This window comes from Mesorhizobium sp. 113-3-3 (assembly GCF_016756495.1).
GTDB lineage: Bacteria > Pseudomonadota > Alphaproteobacteria > Rhizobiales > Rhizobiaceae > Mesorhizobium.
The window spans coordinates 4,823,822-4,844,861 of sequence record NZ_AP023243.1 but is presented as its reverse complement, the minus strand read 5'-3'; the positions used below and the strand labels follow the sequence as shown (position 1 = coordinate 4,844,861).

Genomic DNA, 21,040 nt, shown 5'->3' with positions numbered 1-21,040 from the left:
GATCCGATGGGCGACACGGCGCTGGAGGCGGTGCTGCGGCGCGACCGTATGGTCGTGATGGCCGCGCTTGTCGTGATTGCGGTGTTCGCCTGGGCCTATGTGTTGTGGCTCGCCATCGACATGGCCATGCCCGCGTCCCCGATGACGGCCGGAGCGAGCGGCAATATGGCCGGAATGAACATGTCGACCACGGACATGGGTGGCACGGACATGGGTGGCACGGACATGAGCGGCATGGATGTGGGCGGCGCCGTGGCGCCAGGCTTCCGGGCCTGGGCACCCGCCGACTTCGCTTTCATCTTCACCATGTGGGCGGTGATGATGGTCGGCATGATGACGCCTTCGGTCGCGCCGCTGTTGCTGCTCTATGCCGGCATCGGCCGCAAGGCGCAGGCGGATGGCCGCCCCATCGCGTCGACCGGATGGTTTTTCACCGGCTATCTCACCGTCTGGATCGTCTTCAGCATCGCCGCGACCGGCGCGCAATGGCTGCTCGTCCGCCTGGCCCTGCTCGATCCCTCGATGGCGACCGACAGCACGATCCTCGGAGGCCTCGTCCTGATCGCCGCCGGCCTCTATCAATGGACCCCGATCAAGGGCGCGTGCCTGCGCCAATGCCAGGGGCCGATCGGGTTCCTGATGAGCCATGGCGGCTTCCGTTCCGCGCCATCAGGCGCGATTCGGCTGGGCATCGATCACGGCCTCTATTGTCTGGGCTGCTGCTGGGCGCTGATGGCCCTGCTGTTCGTCGGCGGCGTCATGAATATCCTGTGGATTGCCGGTATCGCCATCCTCGTTCTCCTGGAAAAGACGGCCACGAGCGGGCCGTTGATCTCGCGCATTTCGGGTGCGCTGATGGTGGCGGCCGGCGTGTGGTTGATGTCTCGTGCGCTTTGACTCCCAGGTCCGATGACAGTCTTCGGACGTGCCAATACATCCGGTGTCCAGATCAGCGACGTCAGGCTGGTGCCAGGGATGGATTACGCCGCTGGCCCGCCTTTGCGTTGAATGCGCTTTGCCGACTTTATTCGCGCCGTGACTAAAATGCGGGCGCGTTTGTCTGCAATTCGGGCATTTCGGGCAATCGATTTTCAAAGACGTTCGGATTCGGTCATTTCCCTTGACCTCACGGGAATTATCGCCTTCGATGCTGTTCGTGAATGGGAGGCGGCGCGTCGGTTACGATGCGGGATTCCGGGAATGGGCTGGAATGGGAAGCTGCGTTCACACGGGAAAAAAGATCAGGTTTTGCCTGAAAACAGAAAAGGGTCTGTGGGTCATGAAACATATTGCTATCGGCATCCTTGGGGCCGCTACGCTCGGATTTATGGCGTCGGCCGCGTCGGCGACGACGCTCGACACCGTCAAGGCGAAGGGCTTCATCCAGTGCGGTGTCTCGACGGGTCTGGCCGGGTTCTCGGCGCCGGACGACAAGGGCGACTGGCAAGGCATCGACGCGGATTTCTGCCGCGCTGTCGCGGCCGCCGTCTTCGGTGACGGCACCAAGGTCAAGTTCACGCCGCTCAGCGCCAAGGAGCGTTTCACCGCGCTGCAGTCCGGCGAGGTCGACATCCTGTCGCGCAACACCACCTGGACGATCAATCGCGACACCGCACTTGGCCTGAATTTCGTCGGCACCACCTACTATGACGGCCAGGGCTTCATGATCAACGCCAAGAAGCTGCCGGGCGTTAATTCGGCGCTCCAGCTCTCCGGCGCCGCCGTCTGCGTGCAGAGCGGCACCACCACCGAGCTCAACCTCGCCGACTACTTCAAGGCGAACAAGATGGAATACAATCCGGTCGTCTTCGAAAAGCTCGAAGAGGTCAACGCCGCCTATGATGCCGGCCGCTGCGACGTCTACACCACCGACCAGTCGGGCCTTTACGGCATCCGCCTGACGCTGGGCGCGCCGGCCGATCACGTCGTGCTGCCCGAGATCATCTCCAAGGAGCCGCTCGGACCGGCCGTGCGCCAGGGCGACGACCAGTGGTACCATATCGTCAAGTGGACCTATTTCGCGCTGCTTGACGCCGAGGAGCTCGGCATCACCAAGGCCAATGTCGATGAGATGAAGAACTCGGCCAGCCCGGAGATCAAGCGTGTTCTCGGCCAGGAAGCCGACACCAAGATCGGCACCGATCTCGGCGTCTCCAATGACTGGGTCGTCAACATCGTCAAGGCCGTCGGCAACTACGGCGAAATGTTCGATCGCAATGTCGGTTCGGGCAGCCCGCTCAAGATCGCGCGCGGCATCAATGCGCTGTGGACCAAGGGCGGCCTGCAATACGCTCCGCCGATCCGCTGACCGAAATGTGATCCGGAAGGCAGACATCTGCCTTCCGGTTTCTCTTTCCAGGGGACGGTCGCATGGCATCGCAGGAAGTTCTTCGCGAGGAGTCCAGCAGGGCTTCCTTCATCAATGATCCGAAAGTCCGCAGTCTCTTCTTCCAGACGCTGGTCGTCATCGTCCTGTTCGGCTCCGTCTGGTGGATCGTGCAGAACGTCATCGACAATCTGCAGCGCCTGCACATAGCGTCGGGCTTCGGTTTCCTCAGGGGACGCGCCGGTTTCGACATTTCGGACACGCCGATCGCCTATACGTCGGACTCGACCTATGGCCGCGCCATCGTCGTCGGCCTGATCAACACCGTCATCGTCGCCGTGGCCGGCATCATCACCGCCACGATCATCGGTTTCGTCATCGGCATCGGCCGCCTGTCGCAGAACTGGCTGATCCAGAAGATCTGCACGGTGTATGTCGAGGTCTTCCGCAACATCCCGCCGCTGCTGGTCATCTTCTTCTGGTATTCCGGCGTGCTGGCCGTTCTGCCGGCGCCGCGTGACAGCTATCATCTGCCCTTCGGCTCCTTCCTCAACCAGCGTGGCTTCTACTTTCCCCGCCCGGTCTGGGGCGAGGGCTCCTGGCTGATCTTCGTCGCCTTGCTTGTCGGCATCGCCATGGCGTGGTTCGTCGCCCGCACGGCGCGCCAGCGGCAGATGGCGACGGGCCAGCAATTTCCGGTGTTTTGGACAGCCGTGGCGCTGATCGCCGGACTGCCATTGCTCGCTTATGTGCTGAGCGGCTTTCCGCTGAGCTTCGATCTTCCCAAACAATCGACCTTCAACCTGACCGGCGGTTTTCAGGTCAAGCCGGAGTTCCTGTCGCTCTATCTGGCGCTGTCCTGCTACACCGCGGCCTTCATCGCCGAGATCGTGCGCGCCGGCATCCGGGGGGTCAGCAAGGGCCAGACCGAGGCGGCAGCGGCCCTTGGCCTGCGATCCGGGTCGATCTTGCGGCTGGTTGTCGTGCCGCAGGCCATGCGCATCGTCATCCCGCCGCTGACCAGCCAGTATCTCAACCTGACCAAGAACTCGTCGCTGGCGATCGCCATCGGCTATCCGGACCTGACGGCGACGGCCGGCACGGTGCTGAACCAGACCGGACAGGCGGTCGAAGGCGTGCTGATCATGATGATCGCCTATCTCATACTCAGCCTGGTGACCTCGGCCGTCATGAACGTGGTCAACGCCAGAATGGCGCTGGTGGAAAGGTAGAGCCATGCAGGAACACGATATGTCCTGGGTGCGCACCGAAATGGCCCTGGCGCAGCCCGCGCCAGCCAGCGTCAGCGGCCCTGTCGCCTGGGTGCGCAAGAACCTGGTCGGCACGGTCGGCGACGTCATCATGACCATCCTTGGCATCGCCATCGTTGCCTGGGTCCTGCCGCAGGTCATCAACTGGGCGTTCATCAATGCCGTGTGGACCGGGCCGGACCGCACGGTCTGCGCGACCGTCGCACAAGGCGGCATTCAGCCGGATGGCTGGACCGGCGCCTGCTGGGCCTTCGTCAATGCCAAGTTTGGCCAGTTCATGTTCGGCACCTATCCGATCGAGGAACGCTGGCGGCCGATCCTGGTCGCCATCCTGTTCGTGGCGCTTTTGGTGCCGATGCTGATCCCCCGTGTGCCGCGCAAGGGCCTGAACGCCATCCTGCTCTTCCTGGTGTTGCCGATCGTCTCGTTCTTCCTGCTGATCGGCGGCGTGCTCGGCCTGCCGCATGTCGAGACATCGCGCTGGGGCGGCCTGCTGGTCACGCTCAGCCTGTCCTTCGTCGGCATTGCCGTGTCGCTGCCGCTGGGCACCGTGCTGGCGCTCGGCCGGCGCTCGAAAATGCCGATCGTCAAGACGCTGTGCGTGATCTTCATCGAAACGGTGCGTGGCATCCCACTGATCACCGTCCTGTTCTTCGTCAGCGTCATGCTGCCGCTGTTCCTGCCCGCCGGCGTCACCTTCGACAAGTTCCTGCGGGCGCTGATCGGCGTGTCGCTGTTTGCCGCCGCCTATATGGCTGAAGTCGTACGCGGCGGCCTGCAGGCGATCCCCAAAGGCCAATATGAAGGCGCCGATTCGCTCGGGCTCGGCTATTGGCAGAAGATGGGGCTGATCGTGCTGCCACAGGCGCTGAAGCTGGTCATTCCCGGCATCGTCAACACGTTCATCGGCATGTTCAAGGACACCAGCCTGGTCCTCATCATCTCAATGTTCGACCTGCTCGGCGTCGTCAAGCAGAACTTCTCGGACGCCAATTGGGCGACGCCGCAGACGGCCAGGTCCGGCCTGGTGTTCGCCGCCTTCGTCTTTTGGCTGTTCTGCTTCGGCATGTCGCGCTATTCAATGTACACCGAACGCCGGCTCGACACCGGCCACAAACGCTGATGCATGTCGCCCAAAACTGTGTTGCGGTTTTGGGACGACGACATGCATCATAACCAAAGATAAAAGAACAAGGGGACCCTGTCATGGCCACCGAAAACGCCGTCAGCGCGGAAGAGATCAAGGTCAACGCCGCCAAGATGCACATCTCGACCACCGATGTCGCCATCGACATCATCGCCATGCACAAATGGTACGGCGAGTTCCATGTGCTGAAGGACATCAACCTGAAGGTGATGCGCGGCGAACGCATCGTCATCTGCGGGCCGTCCGGCTCGGGCAAATCGACGATGATCCGCTGCATCAACCGGCTGGAAGAGCACCAGAAGGGCAAGATCATCGTCGACGGCAAGGAACTGACCAACGATCTGAAGAAGATCGACGAGGTGCGCCGCGAGGTCGGCATGGTGTTCCAGCACTTCAACCTGTTCCCGCACCTGACCATCCTGGAGAACTGCACGCTGGCGCCGATCTGGGTGCGCAAGACGCCGAAGAAGCAGGCCGAGGAAATCGCCATGCATTTCCTCAAGCGCGTGAAAATCCCGGAGCAGGCCAACAAATATCCGGGCCAGCTGTCCGGCGGCCAGCAGCAGCGCGTGGCGATCGCGCGCTCGCTGTGCATGAACCCGCGCATCATGCTGTTCGATGAGCCGACCTCGGCGCTCGACCCTGAAATGATCAAGGAAGTGCTGGAGACCATGGTGGGTCTCGCCGAAGAAGGCATGACCATGCTGTGCGTCACCCACGAAATGGGCTTTGCCCGCAAGGTCGCCAACCGGGTGATCTTCATGGATCAGGGCCAGATCGTCGAGCAGAACACGCCGGCCGAGTTCTTCGACCACCCGCGCCATGAGCGCACCAAACTGTTCCTCAGCCAGATCCTGCACTGAGCGGCTCCACATCAAGCGCAAGAGCCCGGCCGCAATGCGGCCGGGCTCTTTGCTTATGGATGGCCTCATGCGATTGGCGGCAGGGCAGCAGGGGGCATCGATGAGAAAAGTCCTGCGTTTCCTCACTATGGTACTGGCCGCGATCGTGCTTGCGGCGGTCCTCGGCACGCTGGTGCCGCGCCCGCTCTGGCCGGCGGCGTCCGCGAGCGAGGGCACGCGGCACATACTGGTGCTGAAGAACCCGATCCATACCGACATCGCCATTCCGGTGGACGATGCCGTACGCAAGCGCTTCCACTTCCTGGTGGACGCCGGGCTGCCTGCCGATGCTCCGGAAGTGCGCTACATCGTCGTCGGTTGGGGCGGCCGCGCCTTCTATCTGGAAACACCGACCTGGTCTGAGCTCAAGGCCGTACCGGTCATGAAGGCGCTGACCCTCGACGCGTCGGTCATGCATGTCGATGTCGCCGGCGATATCGTCGAACCGCATCCCGATGTCGCCGGCTTCGACATTGGGGATGACCAATTCGCGGCCCTGCTCGATTTCATCGAGGCCAGTTTTCAGCGGGGGCCTGGTGGCCCGATCGTCGTCGAGAATGCGGCTTACTCCAGCTACGACCGCTTCTACGAAGCCAACGGCCATTTCAACGCGCTGGTCGGCTGCAACACCTGGACGGCGGCGGCGTTGCGCACCGCCGGCCTGCGCACCGGCTGGTGGAACCCGTTGCCTGTGTCGCTGGGATGGTCGTTGCGGCTGTATAATTAGCTAACCGGCTTTGCGGTCCTGCTTCGTCACGTATTCGCGCAATGCCTTGTTGATCGCGCTTTGATAACCGCGACCGTCGGGCGTACGCCCCTTGAACCACGCGACGAGGTCAGAATCGAGACGAAGGGTCAGCTGCTGCTTAATCGGTCTGAAATACGGATTTCGAACAGCGTTCTGCCAGAAATCTTCAGTCAATTCAGGGATATCACTGGTATCGACATCATCTTCGGGGCGCGCCTTCAAAGCCGCAATTTCCGCCTTCTGGGCTTCCGTCAGCGGAGGTGGATTTGCCGGGTCAAACTTATATCGAATGACTTTGCGCATAACGTTTTCTTTCTATCGGCGCGGCCCGCCGCGCTGAAATGATCCGGATCACCTCTATGCCGTCTTCTTCGCGGTCGGCATGGGCAACCAGCAATACAAGCGCGCCGTCAACCATGCGTGTCGTTTGCCAGCGGTACTCACCGTCCTCAACTCTGTCCTGTTCCACCAGCGCGAAGGGGTCGGAGAAAACGCGAACTGCGGTCTCGAAACTCACCCCATGTTTTCGCAGATTCGATTTGGCCTTTTCCGGATCCGTTCAAATCGCAATTCTTCCATATGATGTAACCATTACGTCAAGGTAGCTGGCCTCGATGCCCTACCGCCGAACGATCTTCTGCAGCTGCCAGCCATAGAGCCAGTCGAGGTCGGCCGCGAGCTTCTCCGCCGGTCGTGTCGCCAGCACCAGGTTGCGGGCCAGCGCCACCGGGCCTCGGGCGTGCCAGGCAAGCCGGTTGAGCGCACCGCGCTTAAGCACCTTTTCCACGCGGGGCCGTCGCAGATTTTCCCAGATGCTGAGGCTCTGCCGCGGATCGCCGGGGAAGTCGGCGACCAGAGTGGCAAGCGTCGCCGCATCCTCGATCGCCATCGCCGCGCCCTGCGCCGCGAATGGCGTCATCGCATGGGCGGCATCGCCGATCAGCGCGATGCCGGCTGGCGTTGTCCAGGGCTGTTTCTGTTCGACGGTATGCAGCGGCCATGTCAGCCAAGGGCCGGCCATTTCCACCAGCCTCACGAGTCCTGGCGCGGTGCCGCGCATAGCGGCTGCGAGGATGCCGGGATCGGCATGGCCGGACCAGCCCTCGGCGATCCGCTCGCCTTTGGTGAAGGCGACGAGGTTGAAGGCGTCGCCCTTGCTGACGGGATAGGCGACCATGTGGAAACCTGGATGCAGGAAAGTCGTGACGCAATCGGCCGCGCCGATCGCGACAAAGGCTTGCCCGGCGCTGCTGTCGGCCGCGACGGTGGTGCGCCAGGCCAACTCTCCCGAAAAACGGCTTCTTGGCGACGCCATCCTTTTCGCATCGACAAGCCCGCGCACCGACGACCAGACGCCATCGGCGCCGACCAGCAAGGAGCCTTGTTCCTCTGCCGTCTTGCCGCCGAGCTCGACGGTCGCCGTGACACCATGGCTGCCGGTCGCAATTCTTTGGACGCGCGCACCGGTTGTGAGATGGACATCAGGCATCTCTGCTACACGCGCCATCAGCGCGCTCTGCAGGTCCGCCCGGTGCGCGACGAGATACGGGGCTCCCCAGCGGTCTTCACCCGATTGCCCCAACGGCACCTGAGCCAGCTGGCGCAACGTCCTGGCATCCTTCAGCACCACCGCCTCCGGCCGCACCGCCGCCGGCAACAGCCGGTCGAGTACGCCGAGGTCGCGCAGGATGCGTGTCGCGTTGGGAGAGAGCTGGAGGCCGGCGCCTACGGCTTCCAGGCGCGGCGCCTGTTCGAACACCCGCACGGGGTAGCCGCGTCTGGCAAAAGCAAGTGCCGCGGTCAGCCCGGCGACGCCCGCTCCGGCGATGACGATTTGCCGGGAGCGCGTGTCGTCCATCAGCTCTGTCGGGAAGGAATCAGGCGGCCTGGTCGATGTAGAGGCAGCCCGCCGGCAGCGTTTCGGTCGCCTTCAGCTTCGGCGAATAGCGGTAGAGCGTCGAGCAATAGGGGCAAACTTTCTCATTGTCGTCGCCCATGTCGAGAAACACATGCGGGTGATCGAAAGGCGGATTGGCGCCCGTGCACATGAATTCCTTGACCCCGATGTCGATCGCCGGATGGCCGGCATCGTTCTGGAAATGGGGAATGGAACCGCCTGCCATCGTCGTCTCCTTAACGCAGTCTCGCATGCATCTGGATCATAACAGGTCTCTTTGCAAGATCGATGAAATGAAACTGTCGCAAAACCCTGTCAGAGGATAAGTTGAGCCGGTTAAGCGTGTGAGCGCGGGCGCAAAGCGATTCCGCTACCGATCACACGTCATAAAGGCATGTTAGAGCGTCCATCGCCATCTGGCGACGCTTCAAAGGAACGGTTGTGGGCAGGGACGATGAATGAACTGAAGCCGGTGCAGAGCGAATTCGTCAACGTCGAGGTGGCCAGTGCAGAGGGCGGCAACCCGGATCGTTTCGTCAACCGCGAGTTTTCCTGGCTGCAGTTCAACCGCCGCGTGCTCGAGGAATCGCTGAACACCCATCATCCGCTGCTGGAGCGAGTCCGCTTCTTGTCGATCTCGGCCGCCAATCTCGACGAGTTCTTCATGGTGCGTGTCGCCGGCCTCGCCGGCCAGGTGCGCGAAGGCATCACGCTGAAAAGCCCTGACGGCCGCACGCCCGAACAGCAGCTCGAACAGCTGCTGCGCGAAGTCGAGCGGCTGCAGGAAGACCAGCAGAAGAGCCTTTCGGCGCTCACCGTGCTGCTCAACAAGGAAGGTATCGAGAGCATTACGCGCGATGCGCTGACCAAGGACGAGAAAGTCTGGCTGGAAGAGCATTTCCAGGACCAGGTGTTTCCGGTGCTCACCCCGTTGTCGATCGACCCGGCGCACCCGTTCCCGTTTATTCCCAATCTCGGCTTCTCGATGGCGCTGCAGCTGCGCCACCGCAAGAATGGCGAGGAGATGAGCGCGCTTCTGCGCCTGCCGGTGGCGCTGAAGCGCTTCATCCGGCTTCCGGATCGCAAGAACCATGTCCGCTTCATCCCGCTGGAAGAGGCGGTCGGCCTCTATATCGGCAAGCTGTTCCCTGGCTATGAGGTCAAGGGTTCCGGCACGTTCCGCATCATTCGTGACAGCGATATCGAGGTCGAGGAGGAGTCCGAGGACCTCGTGCGCCTGTTCGAGACGGCGCTGAAGCGCCGCCGCCGCGGGTCGGTGATCCGCATCGAGTTCGACAGGCTGATGCCTGGCGAATTGCGCGAGTTCGTCGCCGGCGAGCTTGGCGTCTCGTCGAGCCGTATCAGCGTCTTGACCGGTCCGCTGGCGCTCAGCCAGATCTCCGAGATCGTCTCCATTCCTCGCGACGACCTGAAGTTCACGCCCTACAATCCGCGTTTTCCCGAGCGTATCCGCGAGCATGGCGGCGACTGCTTCGCGGCCATCCGCGAGAAGGACATCGTCGTCCACCACCCCTACGAATCCTTCGACGTCGTGGTGCAGTTCCTGCGCCAGGCCATGGCCGATCCCGAAGTGGTGGCGATCAAGCAGACGCTTTACCGCACCTCCAACGACAGTCCCATCGTGCGTGCGCTGGTCGACGCCGCCGAGGCCGGCAAGTCGGTGACCGCGCTGGTCGAGCTCAAGGCGCGCTTCGACGAGGAAGCCAACATCCGCTGGGCGCGCGACCTCGAGCGCGCCGGCGTGCAGGTCGTGTTCGGGTTCCTCGAATTGAAGACCCACGCGAAAATGTCACTGGTGGTGCGGCGCGAGGATGGCAAGCTGCGCAACTACGTGCATCTGGGCACCGGCAACTACCATCCGGTCACCGCGCGCATCTACACCGACCTGTCCTTCTTCACCACCGATCCGACGATCGCCCGCGACGTCGCCCAGCTGTTCAATTTCATCACCGGCTATGCCGAGCCGACCGCCGAAATGCGGCTGGCGATCTCGCCGTTCACGCTCAGGAACCGTATCCTGCAGCACATTTCCGGCGAAGTTGCCCATGCGCTGGAAGGAAAGCCGGCGCGCATCTGGATGAAGATGAACGCGCTGGTCGATCCGATCATCATCGACGCGCTCTACGATGCCAGCCGCGCCGGTGTCGAGATCGACCTCGTCGTGCGCGGCATTTGCTGCCTGCGGCCGCAGGTGCCGGGCCTGTCGGAAAACATCAGGGTCAAATCGATCGTCGGACGCTTCCTCGAACACAGCCGCATCTATTGCTTCGGCAATGGCCATGGCCTGCCGTCGGACGAAGCGATCGTCTACATCTCCTCGGCCGACCTGATGCCGCGCAATCTCGACCGTCGCGTCGAGACCATGGTGCCGATCACCAATCCAACTGTGCATGAACAGATTTTGGGCCAGATCATGCTGGGCAACATCATGGACAATCAGCAAAGTTTCGACGTATTGGCGGATGGAACCTCACGGCGCGTGGTGCTGGAAGAGGGCGAGGAACCGTTCAACGCGCAGGAATATTTCATGACCAATCCGAGCCTGTCGGGACGGGGTGACGCGCTGAAGTCGCATGCGCCCAAGCGCATCGCGCAGTTCAAGCGCCGCAAGAAGAACGCTGCAGCGTCCGCGTGATGCTGTCTGATTCCCAGGGCCGGTTGCAGGACCGCCGACCGTTGTCCATCATCGACATCGGGTCGAATTCGATCCGCCTCGTTGTCTATGAAGGGCTGGCGCGCTCGCCGACCATGCTGTTCAACGAAAAGATGCTGGCCGGTCTTGGCCGCGGCATCGTTTCGACCGGAAAGCTCGACCCCGAGGCGGTGACCCGCTCGATGGAAGAGTTCCGCCGCTTTCGCGCGCTCTCCGATCAGGCCGGCGCCGAGCATATGTATGTGCTGGCCACCGCCGCCGCGCGCGAAGCGATCAACGGCCCCGACTTCATCCATCGCGCCGAAGAGGTCCTGAAAACCGAGATCCGCGTGATCAGCGGGCGCCAGGAAGCCTATTATTCGGCGCTTGGCGTCATTTCCGGCTTCCATCCGGCCAATGGCATCGCCGGCGACCTGGGCGGCGGCAGCCTCGAACTGGTCGACGTCAATGGCGAGGCGATCGGCGACGGTATAACGCTGCCGCTCGGCGGCCTGCGCCTGCAGGATATGGCGAAGAACTCGCTCGCCCAGGCGCAGAAGATCGCGCGCGACGAGCTGGCACGGGCCAAGCTGTTGAAAGGCGGGCAGGGCCGGCCCTTCTACGCCGTTGGCGGCACCTGGCGAAACCTCGCCCGGCTGCACATGGAGATGACCAACTACCCGCTTGGCGTCATGCACCATTACGAGATGTCGGCCGACAGCGCGGCGAATTTTCTCAAGCAGGTGGCCAAGGCCGAGATCGAGAAGGTCAAGGGCATCGAGGGCGTTTCGAAGAACCGCCGCTCGCTGCTGCCCTATGGCGCCATCGTGCTGCAGGAGATCATGGCGGCGATGCAGCCGTCGAAGATCATCGTCTCGGCGCTCGGCGTGCGCGAAGGCTTTCTCTATTCGCTGCTCGACGAAGCAGAGCAGAAGGCCGATCCGTTGATTTCGGCGTCCGAGGAACTCGCCCGCTTGCGTTCGCGCTCGGTCACCCATGCGCATGAACTGGTCGACTGGACGGCCAAATCCTTCGCCGCCTTCGGCATAGACGAGACCGAGGACGAGGCGCGCTACCGCCACGCCGCCGCCTTGCTGGCCGACATCGGCTGGCGCGCGCACCCGGAATATCGCGGCAGGCAGTCGCTCAACATCATTGCGCACGCCTCCTTCTTCGGCGTCGACCATCCCGGTCGTGCCTTCCTGGCTTTGGCCAACGCCTATCGCCATGACGGCATCTTCAACGAATCCATCGCACCCGAAATCAAGGCGCTGGCGACGCCACGCTACCTCGAGCGGGCTCGCGTGCTGGCGGCGATGATGCGGGTGGTCTACCTGCTGACGGCCTCGATGCCCGGCATCATGCCCAGGCTGAAATGGGAACAGCGCGCCAACGGTGTGCTGGCGCTGGTCTTGCCGGCGTCGCTCTCTGATCTCTACGGCGAGCGGCCGGCCGGCCGCCTGGCGCAACTGGCGCGGATCACCAATCGGCGCCTGGTGCTGGCTGTCGAGGGCGGGCCGAGCGTTTCGGTGAAGTAGGGCGTTCTGGCAGGCAGAGGCTCAGGTCACGTCCGCGCCGACACCAAAACCACGTCCGTCGGCCGACCAGGCGCCCGCGCCAGCCATGGCCAGCGCCAGGAAACCGCCTGATATCGCAATGTCCTTCATCAGCATCTGTTGGTGCAGGAAGGTGAGTGTCGCATCGTCAGCCCCCTGGCCATAGTGGCCGATGAAGCCTGCGACGACGCAGAAGGCCGCCAGCAGCAGCGCCACGATCGTGGTCTGGAGGCCGACGAGTATCAGCAAGCCTGCGATCAATTCGAACAGGCCCGTGCCCCAGGCGGCGAGCGCTGGCAGCGGCAGGCCGAGGCCGGCGAAATAATCGGATGTGCCGGCAATGTTGGCGAGCGCCTGGAAGCCGGACGGTACGAACAGCACGGCAAACAGCAGTCGCGAAACCAGAAGCAAAGCATCGCGGGTCATGGCCACCTCCCTTGCCGGCGCCCGGTTGGGCCCGAGCCGGCTGCCGCGCAGTCTACGCCTGTGAGGCTGCGGCCGAAACCGGACCGGCTATTCCAGACAACGAAAAAGCGGCGCGGAAAATTCCGCGCCGCTTTTGTCGAGGCTTGGGAGGAAGATTCAGCCGCGCTTGGCGTCGATCGAGTAGGCGCCGGCGCCCGACGAAGCCAGCAGCAGGAAGCCGCCGGTGATGGCGAGGTTCTTGAGGAACTGGATCATCTGCATCTGGTCGGCCCAGCCGGTATGGGCGACCAGCCCGGTGGCGACGGTGAAGATCGCCAGCACCCAGGCGGCGACACGGGTCTGGAAACCGACGAGGATGGCGAGGCCGCCGAGCAGTTCGATGAGGCCGACGACCACAGCCGTTGCGGTCGGAGCCGGCAGGCCGAGGCCGCCGAAATAGGCAGCGGTGCCGGAAATGGCGGTCAGCTTGCCGAAACCGGAAAGCAGGAAAATGACCGCGAGCAGGATGCGGCCAAGCAGGATGGTGACAGAGCTGTTGGACGCGGTGCCGGCGCCGGCGGCGGAAGTGTTGATGGACATGGTGTCTCTCCGAATGGGTTGAATGGCCATCAGATAGACGATGCCGACTGTTCACCAAAGCCGCCTATCCGGCGACACATTGTTCACAGGCCATACATTTCCGTGAATGGCGGAAAAACGCGAAATTCGTGTCGGGCGATGCGGAGGCGGGAGTAAATTCTCCCGCCGAAAGACAGTCTTACCCAGGGTGCGTCATGTCCTCCGGCCGCACCAGCCGGTCATAATCGGCCTCGCTGACCAGCCCCGTGGCCAGCGCTTCCTCGCGCAGCGTGGTGCCGTTCTTGTGCGCCGTCTTGGCGATCTTGGCGGCGTTGTCGTAGCCGATGGTGGGCGCAAGTGCGGTCACCAGCATCAGCGAGCGGTCGAGTGCCGCCTTGATGTTGTCTTCGCGCGCTTCGATGCCGACAACGCAATTGTCGGTGAAGGAGACCGAAGCGTCGGCGAGCAACTGCACCGACTGCAGGAAATTGTAGGCCATCAGCGGGTTGTAGACATTGAGCTCGAAATGGCCCTGGCTGCCGGCGAAGGTCAGTGCCGCATTGTTGCCGAACACCTGGACGCAGACCTGCGTCATCGCCTCGCACTGCGTCGGATTGACCTTGCCCGGCATGATCGACGAGCCGGGTTCGTTTTCCGGCAGCGACAATTCGCCAAGGCCCGATCGCGGGCCCGAACCGAGGAAACGGATGTCGTTGGCGATCTTGAAGAGTGCTGCCGCCGCGGCGTTGATGGCGCCATGCGAGAACACCATGGAATCGTGCGCCGCGAGCGCTTCGAATTTGTTCGGCGCGGTGACGAAGGCGATGCCTGTGATGGCGGCGATGCGATCCGCCACCCGCTCGGCGAAGCCGACTGGCGCGTTGAGGCCGGTGCCGACGGCGGTGCCGCCCTGCGCCAGTTCCTGCAGGCCGGGCAGCGTCATTTCGATGCGCTTGATCGAGGAGGCGACCTGCGCGGCGTAGCCGGAAAATTCCTGGCCCAGCGTCAGCGGCGTGGCATCTTGCGTGTGGGTGCGGCCGATCTTGATGATGTGGTTGAAGGCCCTGGCCTTGGCGTCCAGCGCCTTGTGCAGGTGCTTCAGCGCCGGCAGCAGATCGTGCACGATGCGCTCGGCACACGCGATGTGCATGGCGGTCGGATAGGTGTCGTTCGACGACTGGCTCATGTTGACGTGATCGTTGGGGTGCACCGGCTTCTTCGAGCCCATGACGCCGCCCAGCATCTCGATCGCCCGGTTGGAGATCACCTCATTGGCGTTCATGTTGGACTGCGTGCCCGAGCCGGTCTGCCAGACCACCAGCGGGAAATGGTCGTTGAGCTTGCCGTCGATGACCTCTTGCGCCGCCGCGATGATCGCCTTGCCGATCGCCGGATCGAGCCGCTTCAGCTCCATATTGGCTTCCGCCGCCGCGCGCTTGACGATGCCCAGCGCACGCACGATCGAGGCCGGCTGCTTTTCCCAGCCGATCTTGAAATTGCCCAGGGAACGCTGCGCCTGCGCGCCCCAATAACGGTCGGCGGCAACCTCGATCGGGCCGAACGTATCGGTTTCGGTTCTGGTCTTTTGAGCGCTCACGGCAAGTCTCCGGTCTGTCGATTTGGGCAAGGGCGTATCGCGTTGCACAAATGGCTTCAAGCGGAGATTGCGGAGGGTAGGGATGCAAATCGGTTGAAGGGTTAGCTAATCTCCCCCCTCGTGGTGGAGATGCCCGGCAGGGCAGAGGGGGGCGCGAAGGATCACGGCATTTGGAAGGCGAGGTAGCGGGTTGGACGCCTCGGAATTGAGTGAACAAGAACTGAAACGCTGGCGGGACAGCGCCCCCCTCTGGCCTGCCGGCCATCTCCCCCACGAGGGGGGAGATTAGCTCCTCACCCCGCCGTGTACCCGCCGTCGATCGCGAAGATCCCGCCGCTGGTCCAGGCGGCCTCGTCGCAAGCCAGATAAACCGCCATGCCGGCGAGATCATCCGGGCGCCCGATGCGGCCTAGCGGATAGCTGCGTTCGAGATAGGCCTTAAGCTCGGCCTTTGCCTCCGCCGGAAGATTGTCGACGGTCTTGCGCCGCATGGCGGTGTCGACCGTGCCGGGCGCGATGGCGTTGACGCGGATGCCGCGCGGGCCGAGCTCGAAGGCCAGCGATTTGGTCAGCGAGTTCAACGCGCCCTTGGAGAGGGAATAGAGACTGGAGGGCCGTTTCGGGATCATCTTGCCGGCGAAATAGGAGGAGATGTTGATGACGGACGCACCGGCGCCGAAATGCGGCAACAGCCCCTGGGTAAGGAAGAACGCCGCCGCCACATTGAGCGCGAAGGAGTGCTGGAACTGCGCCTCGCTGACGCTCTCGAACGGCACGAGATAGGCGACACCGGCATTGTTGACGAGAACGTCGAACGGCCGGCCGGTCCCTTTCACGCCCTCGATAACAGTCGCGATTCCGGAGCTGGTAGCAAGATCGGCGGATAAGGTCTCCACCGCGCCGGGCGAGCCGAGCCCCGTCAGCCTATGGCGTGCGGCTTCTAGCTTGCCGGCGTCGCGGCCGACGATCAGGACATCGGCGCCCTCGCGCAGGAATGCCTCGGCGATCGCCAGGCCGATGCCGTCCGAGCCGCCGATTACCAGCGTGCGCTTGTCCTGAAGTCTCATCGGGCGCTCCGAGATCGCTTTGGCCAATGCCAGAGCACCGCATAGCCGCGGCCCGGGTCAAGCAGCCGGCCTATCCCACGGTATGAACTTCGCCGGTTGCCAACGTTGGCATGGACAAGCGCGGCCGGCTGGGCCTCCAGGGCAGGTTTACGCGCCGATGGTCACAGCCTGATGCATGGCCAGGCGAGCGGCGACGAAATCCTTGACCTGGCGGATCGCCTGTTCCCGCGACACGCTGCCCGGCTCCAGGCCGAGCCGCAGCCAGAGCCCGTCGATCAGCGCGGTGACGCCAAGCGCGATGTCGTCGGCGTCGCTCGGCGAGGCAAGGCCGTGCAGGCCGGACAATAGGTTTGAGCGCATGCGCGCGTGCAGCACCTTCTGGATACGCGCCAGCTTCGCATCGCGCGGCACCTCGGCGCACAGCGAAAGCCAGGCATGGCAAAGCGGCGGCAGGTACAGATGCTCCTCGAAATTGCCGTCGATCACCGCGTCGAGCCGCTCCATTGGCGTGCGCGCCTGGCGAAGCCGGGCGACCACGGCGTCGCGCAGCACGGCGTTGGCCTCCCGCATCGCATGCTCGAACAGTTCCTGCTTGTTGCGGAAATAGTGCAGCACGATGCCCTTGGAGGCGCCGGCGTGGGCGGCCACCTTTTCCAGGGTCGCGCCCGCAATGCCTTCGCGCTCCAGTACCGCGAAGGCGGCCTGCCGCAACTCCTTGCGGCGTATGTCGCTGAGACGCTTGAGTTTCATGGGTTCGATCCCGGCATTGCGAATCCACGTTGACATTTTCGTCCGCTCAGATCAACAATTGACCGATGGGACAATAAAAAGACCAGTTGGTCAATTCAGCGATGACGAGGAGAATCGAAATGGTACGCATGCTTGTGAATGGCGTCTGTCTCGCAGCCCTGATGTTGGGCGCTCACGCGGCTCAGGCGGCCGAGGCCGAGCAATGCAGGGCGGTTCGCATGGCCGAGCCGGGCTGGAACGATCTTGCCTTCACCACCGGCGTCGCCAACGTCGTGCTGGGTGCGCTCGGCTACCAGCCGCAGAGCTCGGTGCTGGGCATCAACGTTATCTACGAAGGCATGAAGAACGACGACCTGGACTTGTTCCTCGGCTATTGGGATCCGGCCATGGTCACCTATTACGAGCCCTACAAGAAGGACGGCTCGGTCGAGAATGTCCGCGTCAATCTCGAAGGCGCCAAATACACCTTCGCCGTTCCGACCTATGTCTGGGATGCCGGCGTCAAGGACTTCGCCGACCTGCACAAATTCGCCGACAAGTTCGGCAAGAAGATGTACGGGATCGAGCCCGGATCCAATCAATTGATGATGGATGCCATCGCCGATCCGGCCTTCGGCCTCGATGGCTGGCGCGTGGTCGAGTCGAGCGAAGCCGGCATGCTTTCCGAGGTCGGCTATGAGATCAAGGAAAAGCAGTTCATCGTCTTCCAGGGCTGGGCCCCGCATCCGATGAACACCATGTATGATTTCAAATATCTGACCGGCGGCGACAAGTTCTTCGGCCCGAATTTCGGCGCCGCGACGGTGACCACGCAGGTGCGCAAGGGCTACCTGCAGCAATGCCCCAATGTCGCGCAGTTGCTGAAGAATCTCGCTTTCGACATCGATTTCGAGAATGTCGGCATGGGCTATCTGATCAATGACGGCATGAAGCCGGAGGACGGGGCGCTGAAGGCGATCACGGCGAACAAGAACCGCCTCGACGCCTGGCTCGCCGGCGTCACCACCTTCGACGGCAAGCCCGGCCTTGCCGCGGTCAAGGAAAAGCTCGGCCTGTGACATCGGTCGCGCTGGAAGCGGCTCCGGATGCCTGGGCGGAACAGGACGCCTGGGCCGGCCGCAAGCAATTCATCAATGCCGGCGGCCTCGAGATCGCCTATGTCGAGGTCTCAGGCACTGAGCCGGCGCTGGTTCTGCTGCACGGCTTCACCGACACCAGCCGAAGCTTTTCGCTCCTGGCGCCGCATCTGGCCGGCCGCCGGCTGATCATGCCCGACCTGCGCGGCCACGGCGCGTCGCCGGCGGGCAAGGGCTTTGGTATCGCCGACTTCGCCGATGACATTGCGAGCCTGATCCAGCATTTGCAACTCGATCGGCCCGTTGTCGTCGGCCATTCGCTGGGCGCCATGGTCGCCGTCGCTTTGGCCGCGCGGCACGGCGAGTTCATCGGCGGACTGGTGGTCATGGCCGGCACGTTGAAGCCCGATTTCACATCGGATCACCCGCTTGTCGCGGGGGTCCATTCTCTGCGCGACCCGATATTGCCAGCCGACCCGTTCTATGAGTGGTGGCATGCCTGTCGGCCCGATGTGCCCGAGCCGTTTCTCGCCGGCCTGGCGAAAGACGCGTCGGCAATGCCTGCGCCCCGCTGGCGCGCCATTCTGGAGGAGATCCGCCGGGCCGACCTTACGAGTACGGCGCAAGAGGTGCGAACCCCAACGCTGATCATCGCCGGCGCGTGCGACCCGCTGTTCGGCGAGGCGCATCAGCAGGCGCTGTCGCGTTGCCTTTCGGGAGCACGCCTCGTGCGCGCCGAAGCGTGCGGCCACAACCCGCATTGGGAGGACCCGGCCTTTGTCGCGCAAGCCATCGTCGAGGCATTCGACGCCTAGCGTTCGACCAGGGATCGCGACGTCGGCGACAGCCGCAAGGTCTCGGTCGGTTTGGTCAGGTCAAGCTGGACGGCCTGCCAAAAGGCCTGCCATGCCGGCGCGGCGGCGAGGGCGGCTTCATGCCCGGCATGTGCCTCGGCACTGTCGTACCGGGTGACGGAAATAAAGACGTTCTCGCTTGCCCGCACTGGCAGGCGCGGAAAGCTGTTTTCAGCGTGTTCCGTGACAAAGGCGGCGAGGAGACGAGCGCCGGGCGCCTTCATCATCGGCGCTGCCTCCGCCGCGAAGCGGCTGGCGAATTCGGTCTCTGCTCCCGATCGCAAATGATGAATCCGGATGACAACAATGCCAGCCAAGCGGTTCTCCTCGCTGGAGTTTTTCTGCTCGGCAAAAAACGGCCGCTGAAGTCCTGACAGGTCGAAGCCCGCGCCCGGCCATGCCGGCTTCAGCAGCAGCACATCGTCGGAATCGATCATCGTCGCATTGGCCGCATCGCGGTGCGCCACCCAGATCGGGCCGTCGTAGAAGGCGGCCAGTGCCTCCTTGCGGGCGTCCATGCCGCCGAAGCCGCGCAGCCAGACGAACATGTCCGGACGGTCCAGATCGCGGAACTGGCCGATGACGGTCATTCCCGTCGCCTCCTGGCTTTCGATGAATTCCCGGTCGAAGAGGGCAATCAGCGTCTCGCGCTGCCCGGAGTTCAATGTGTACTGCCTCAGCTCGACGACCGGTGAGGCAAGCATCGCGGCCTGCGGAGCGTTCAGGGGCAGGTTCATCGGCAGTCTCCCAAAACAGGATGATCATCCTGTTTATAAACAGACCGGTTGTCCTGTTTTGTCAACCTGCTATCGTCGCGCAATGTTAGCAGAGATGACCAATCGACCAGGCCCAAGACCACGAAACCGCGTCAACGACCCCGAAGGCATGCGCAGGAAAGTGCTTGATGTCGCCGAGGCCGCGTTTCAGGCGCGCGGCTATCACGCGACCAGCTTCGGCGATCTCATGACCGCGGCGGGGGTCAGCGGCGGCGCGTTGCATCATCACTTTCCGACCAAGAAGGCGCTGGCCCTGGCGGTGATCGAAGAGCGCGTGGCGACGGCGGTCGAGGAGACATGGATCGCGCCTGTGGTGGCCGCGGCTTCGGCCCGCGAAGGCGTGCGGGCCGTGTTCGAGGCCGTGGCGGCGGAACTAGAGCAGCAGGGCTTCGTGCGCGGCTGCCCGCTCAACAATCTGGCGCATGAGCTTTCGCTTGCCGATCCCGATTTCCGCGCTGCCCTGGCCGGCATCTTTGCAGCCTGGCGCCAGGCGATCGCCGACAAGGTCATGGCCGACCAGCAGGAGGGCAGGGAACAAGGCACCGATCCCCGGCATTTCGCGGCACTTGCCATCGCCACCTATTCCGGCGCCATGTCGATGGCCAAGACGGCGCAGGACGCCGGCCCTTTGCGCGATTGCCTTGCGGCTTTGGAGCGCAGCATCTCCCAGGCTGCGTCACGGCGGGGCGAACCGGCGGTGCGGCGGCGTCGCAGGGTGCTGCGACGGTCCGGCACCCTCTGACTCTGAGGCGGGTGGATCGCTGCGGCCCGGCTTTGCGGCCGATGTCGCGATGAAAACCGGCAGCCGTCCCTATTCGGCCAGCGGCTTGATCGTCTCGTAGCCGTTGACCACTTCCGCGCTGGTGCCTTCATCATAGCGCCGGGCAAGCGAGGCTTGCAGATCGGGCGCATAGAGCGCGGTGAACGTATCGAGCGTCTCGCCGGCTCCGTTCTTGAAGGTCTCCTTGACCGCCAGAACGTTGTACTTGCAGCCGCCCAGGCTGAAGGTTTCCTTGCCCTTGACGACCAGTGTCAGCGTCTTGGTGGCCTTCGGCTGCTTGTCCGGCGACAGCTCTATGAACTCGATCGTGCTCTTGGCTCCCGCCTTCAGCGGAAACAGTTTTCGCAGGTCGGAAAACGGGATCGCTGCCACTCGGCCGGTGTCGCTGTCGCGAAAAACCTCGATCAGGCCGGCGAACAGGAACTGCTTCTGCGGTGACTGCGATTCATAGGTGTTGGCGACGGAGATCATCCCGCCGGCGACGGGCCTAAACTCGCTTCGGATGCCGGGCATTGCCAGGATGAACCCGTTTTTCGCCGACTTCGCATCGACGCATGGACCGGCAGACGCAACACTTGCCGGCAGCAGAACCGCCAATGCCATGCCGATAAGCGCGCTCTTCATGATGCCCCCGTTTTCTGCAAATACAAGTGCA

General features: G+C 63.3%; 21 protein-coding genes and 1 pseudogene. 11 read left to right on the top strand and 11 right to left on the bottom strand.

The window, feature by feature from the left end; all coding sequences use genetic code 11:
• Positions 1–6: 6 nt before the first annotated feature.
• The 6 genes from JG746_RS23810 to JG746_RS23785 all read left to right on the top strand — a co-directional run bounded on the left by JG746_RS23810 (position 7) and on the right by JG746_RS23785 (position 6,373).
• Positions 7–897, top strand: coding sequence for a DUF2182 domain-containing protein (locus tag JG746_RS23810; RefSeq protein WP_202354945.1), 891 nt, complete (start codon positions 7–9; stop codon positions 895–897).
• Positions 898–1,279: 382 nt separating this feature from the next.
• Positions 1,280–2,308: an amino acid ABC transporter substrate-binding protein gene (locus tag JG746_RS23805; protein ID WP_202354944.1), complete on the top strand. Its 1,029-nt coding sequence runs from the start codon at positions 1,280–1,282 to the stop codon at positions 2,306–2,308.
• A gap of 62 nt (positions 2,309–2,370) precedes the next feature.
• Positions 2,371–3,558: an amino acid ABC transporter permease gene (locus JG746_RS23800; protein WP_202354943.1), complete on the top strand. Its 1,188-nt coding sequence runs from the start codon at positions 2,371–2,373 to the stop codon at positions 3,556–3,558.
• Between the two features lie 4 nt (positions 3,559–3,562).
• Positions 3,563–4,720: an amino acid ABC transporter permease gene (locus tag JG746_RS23795; protein WP_202354942.1), complete on the top strand. Its 1,158-nt coding sequence runs from the start codon at positions 3,563–3,565 to the stop codon at positions 4,718–4,720.
• Positions 4,721–4,857: 137 nt separating this feature from the next.
• Positions 4,858–5,607: an amino acid ABC transporter ATP-binding protein gene (locus tag JG746_RS23790; protein WP_031240865.1), complete on the top strand. Its 750-nt coding sequence runs from the start codon at positions 4,858–4,860 to the stop codon at positions 5,605–5,607.
• A 100-nt stretch (positions 5,608–5,707) separates the two neighbouring features.
• Positions 5,708–6,373, top strand: coding sequence for a TIGR02117 family protein (locus JG746_RS23785; RefSeq protein ID WP_202354941.1), 666 nt, complete (start codon positions 5,708–5,710; stop codon positions 6,371–6,373).
• On the opposite strand, the gene JG746_RS23780 is transcribed toward JG746_RS23785, so the two are convergent.
• The 4 genes and pseudogenes from JG746_RS23780 to JG746_RS23765 form a co-directional block, all read right to left on the bottom strand.
• Positions 6,374–6,697 carry a BrnA antitoxin family protein gene (locus JG746_RS23780; protein ID WP_202354940.1) on the bottom strand — a complete coding sequence of 108 codons (324 nt, stop codon included), beginning with the start codon at positions 6,695–6,697 and terminating at the stop codon, positions 6,374–6,376. It lies immediately after the preceding gene.
• Positions 6,675–6,950: pseudogene (locus JG746_RS23775) on the bottom strand (BrnT family toxin); the annotation flags it as partial. The pseudogene JG746_RS23775 and the gene JG746_RS23780, both read right to left, overlap by 23 nt.
• Before the next feature lie 63 nt (positions 6,951–7,013).
• Positions 7,014–8,252 (bottom strand): FAD-dependent monooxygenase, encoded by a 1,239-nt coding sequence (locus JG746_RS23770; RefSeq protein ID WP_202354939.1) that lies wholly within the window; start codon positions 8,250–8,252, stop codon positions 7,014–7,016.
• 19 nt (positions 8,253–8,271) lie between these two features.
• Positions 8,272–8,517 carry a zinc-finger domain-containing protein gene (locus JG746_RS23765; RefSeq protein ID WP_015318409.1) on the bottom strand — a complete coding sequence of 82 codons (246 nt, stop codon included), beginning with the start codon at positions 8,515–8,517 and terminating at the stop codon, positions 8,272–8,274.
• A 228-nt stretch (positions 8,518–8,745) separates the two neighbouring features.
• On the opposite strand from JG746_RS23765, the gene JG746_RS23760 reads away from it, so the two are divergent.
• Both JG746_RS23760 and ppx read left to right on the top strand, forming a co-directional pair.
• On the top strand, positions 8,746–10,947 hold the full coding sequence (locus JG746_RS23760) for an RNA degradosome polyphosphate kinase (protein ID WP_202354938.1): 2,202 nt from the start codon (positions 8,746–8,748) through the stop codon (positions 10,945–10,947).
• Positions 10,947–12,482 (top strand): exopolyphosphatase, encoded by a 1,536-nt coding sequence (gene ppx / locus JG746_RS23755; RefSeq protein ID WP_202354937.1) that lies wholly within the window; start codon positions 10,947–10,949, stop codon positions 12,480–12,482. Before JG746_RS23760 ends, ppx begins: the two co-directional genes overlap by 1 nt.
• 21 nt (positions 12,483–12,503) lie before the next feature.
• On the opposite strand, the gene JG746_RS23750 is transcribed toward ppx, so the two are convergent.
• From JG746_RS23750 to betI, 5 genes are all read right to left on the bottom strand, one after another.
• Positions 12,504–12,926 (bottom strand): DoxX family protein, encoded by a 423-nt coding sequence (locus tag JG746_RS23750; protein ID WP_202354936.1) that lies wholly within the window; start codon positions 12,924–12,926, stop codon positions 12,504–12,506.
• 156 nt (positions 12,927–13,082) lie between these two features.
• Positions 13,083–13,505 carry a DoxX family protein gene (locus JG746_RS23745; protein WP_019857403.1) on the bottom strand — a complete coding sequence of 141 codons (423 nt, stop codon included), beginning with the start codon at positions 13,503–13,505 and terminating at the stop codon, positions 13,083–13,085.
• 178 nt (positions 13,506–13,683) lie between these two features.
• The gene (gene fumC, locus JG746_RS23740) at positions 13,684–15,081 is read right to left on the bottom strand and encodes a class II fumarate hydratase (protein ID WP_202354935.1); all 1,398 of its coding nucleotides are present in this window, start codon (positions 15,079–15,081) and stop codon (positions 13,684–13,686) included.
• 293 nt (positions 15,082–15,374) lie between these two features.
• Entirely contained in the window at positions 15,375–16,148 is a 774-nt protein-coding gene (locus JG746_RS23735) for an SDR family NAD(P)-dependent oxidoreductase (protein WP_202354934.1), read from the bottom strand.
• A gap of 147 nt (positions 16,149–16,295) precedes the next feature.
• Positions 16,296–16,898, bottom strand: coding sequence for a choline-binding transcriptional repressor BetI (gene betI / locus JG746_RS23730; RefSeq protein WP_244730419.1), 603 nt, complete (start codon positions 16,896–16,898; stop codon positions 16,296–16,298).
• A gap of 119 nt (positions 16,899–17,017) precedes the next feature.
• On the opposite strand from betI, the gene choX reads away from it, so the two are divergent.
• Together choX and JG746_RS23720 are read left to right on the top strand one after the other, a co-directional pair.
• The gene (gene choX, locus JG746_RS23725; RefSeq protein ID WP_202354932.1) at positions 17,018–17,956 is read left to right on the top strand and encodes a choline ABC transporter substrate-binding protein; all 939 of its coding nucleotides are present in this window, start codon (positions 17,018–17,020) and stop codon (positions 17,954–17,956) included.
• Positions 17,953–18,789, top strand: coding sequence for an alpha/beta fold hydrolase (locus JG746_RS23720; protein WP_202354931.1), 837 nt, complete (start codon positions 17,953–17,955; stop codon positions 18,787–18,789). The genes choX and JG746_RS23720 overlap by 4 nt, the downstream gene beginning before the upstream one ends.
• Here JG746_RS23720 and JG746_RS23715 read toward each other — a convergent pair.
• Entirely contained in the window at positions 18,786–19,565 is a 780-nt protein-coding gene (locus JG746_RS23715; protein WP_202354930.1) for an NIPSNAP family protein, read from the bottom strand. The two genes, JG746_RS23720 and JG746_RS23715, sit on opposite strands and share 4 nt — an antisense overlap.
• 94 nt (positions 19,566–19,659) lie before the next feature.
• Here JG746_RS23715 and JG746_RS23710 point away from each other — a divergent pair, with 94 nt between their 5' ends.
• Positions 19,660–20,346 carry a TetR/AcrR family transcriptional regulator gene (locus tag JG746_RS23710; RefSeq protein ID WP_202354929.1) on the top strand — a complete coding sequence of 229 codons (687 nt, stop codon included), beginning with the start codon at positions 19,660–19,662 and terminating at the stop codon, positions 20,344–20,346.
• A 69-nt stretch (positions 20,347–20,415) separates the two neighbouring features.
• On the opposite strand, the gene JG746_RS23705 is transcribed toward JG746_RS23710, so the two are convergent.
• A complete protein-coding gene (locus tag JG746_RS23705; protein WP_202354928.1) occupies positions 20,416–21,009 on the bottom strand; it encodes a hypothetical protein in 594 nt (197 codons plus the stop codon).
• Positions 21,010–21,040: the final 31 nt, after the last annotated feature.